Raw genomic sequence first — 1325 nt, 5'->3', positions numbered from 1 at the left:
TGAACCGCACCGGGTTCGATAGAGATCTCAGGTTGTGGTTGTGACCTGTGGTTTTGCGGTTGTGAGGTGGTAGGTGTTCTCGTACTCGACGGGCGGGACGTGTCCGATCTCACCGTGGAGTCGGCGGTGGTTGTACCAATCGACCCACTCGGCGGTGGCGAGCTCGACTTGCGAGAGGGTCCGCCAGGGCCGCCGGGGTTTGATCAGCTCGGTCTTGAACAGCCCGATCGTGCTCTCCATGAGGGCGTTGTCGTAGGCGTCGCCGACGGATCCGATGGAGGCGGCGACGCCGGCGGCGTCGAGGTGCTCGGCCAGGCGGAAAGACGTGTACTGACTGCCTGCGTCGCTGTGATGTATCAACTCGCCCCGTCTGGGCGGGTATCCGTCGCGGTCACGCTGCCACAAGGCCATCTCCAGGGCGTCCAGGACGAGCCTGGTCTGCTTCGTGGTCGCGGCGGACCAGCCGACGATGCGGCGGGAGAAGGTGTCCACGACGAACGCGACGTAGACGACGCCGGCGAATGCTGCCACGTGTGTGAAGTCCGCGACCCAGCACCGGTTCGGTGCCGGCGCGACGAAGTCGCGGTCGACCAGGTCGGGGGCCCGTTCGGCGGACGGGTCGGGGACTGTGGTGACCACGCGCTTGCCGCGGACGGCTCCGGTGATGCCCAGGTCGCGCATCAGCCGCTCGATGGTGCAGCGGGCCACCGCGTGGCCGCGGCGGTTCAGCTCGCGCCAGATCTTGCGGGCCCCGTAGACCCGGAAGTTGTCCTCGAACGTCGTCGTGATCAGTTCCTTCAGCTCCGCGTCGCGGACCGAACGGGCGGAGGGAGCACGGTTGTTGAAGGCGTAGTAGGTGGAGGGGGCGATGCTGCAGCCGTGCTCGGAGAGTACGCGGCAGATCGGCTCGACGCCGCCGAAGCGGTCCCGGTGCCCGTCGATGAACGCTACGAGCGCAGGTGTGGCCGGTCGAGCTCGGCCGCGAAGAAACTCGCCGCGGCCTTGAGGATCTCGTTCGCGCGCTTCAGCTCGGCGATCTCCTTCTTCATTGCCTTGATCTGCGCGGACTCCTCCGTCGTCGTCCCGGGCCGCTGCCCTTGGTCGACCTGGTCCCGCCGGACCCAGTTGCGCAGCGTCTCGGCCGAACCGATACCGAGTTTCTCCGCGACAGCCCGCAACGCGGCGGACTCGTTCGGGTAGTCGCCGAGGACCTCGGCGACCATGCGCACCGCACGACGGCGCAGCTCAGGCGGGTAGGAGGAGGGACGTGCCATGACTCGAATCCTTACACGAAATCGAGTCTCCACTGAACACGGGGCGGTTCA

Annotated in this window: 1 protein-coding gene; it reads right to left on the bottom strand. The window is 67.1% G+C overall.

Annotated features, from left to right (window positions below; genetic code table 11):
* Nucleotides 1-27: 27 nt before the first annotated feature.
* Nucleotides 28-1274 (bottom strand): IS3 family transposase gene (locus tag ACWCYY_RS40850; RefSeq protein WP_449798985.1). Its coding sequence is split into 2 segments (ribosomal slippage): nt 28-995 and nt 995-1274, totalling 1248 coding nucleotides; the frame shifts between segments, so codons are not numbered across the junction.
* Nucleotides 1275-1325 lie beyond the last annotated feature (51 nt).

This window comes from Kitasatospora sp. NPDC001664 (genome assembly GCF_053596675.1).
This window is presented reverse-complemented; position numbering and strand designations above follow the sequence as displayed.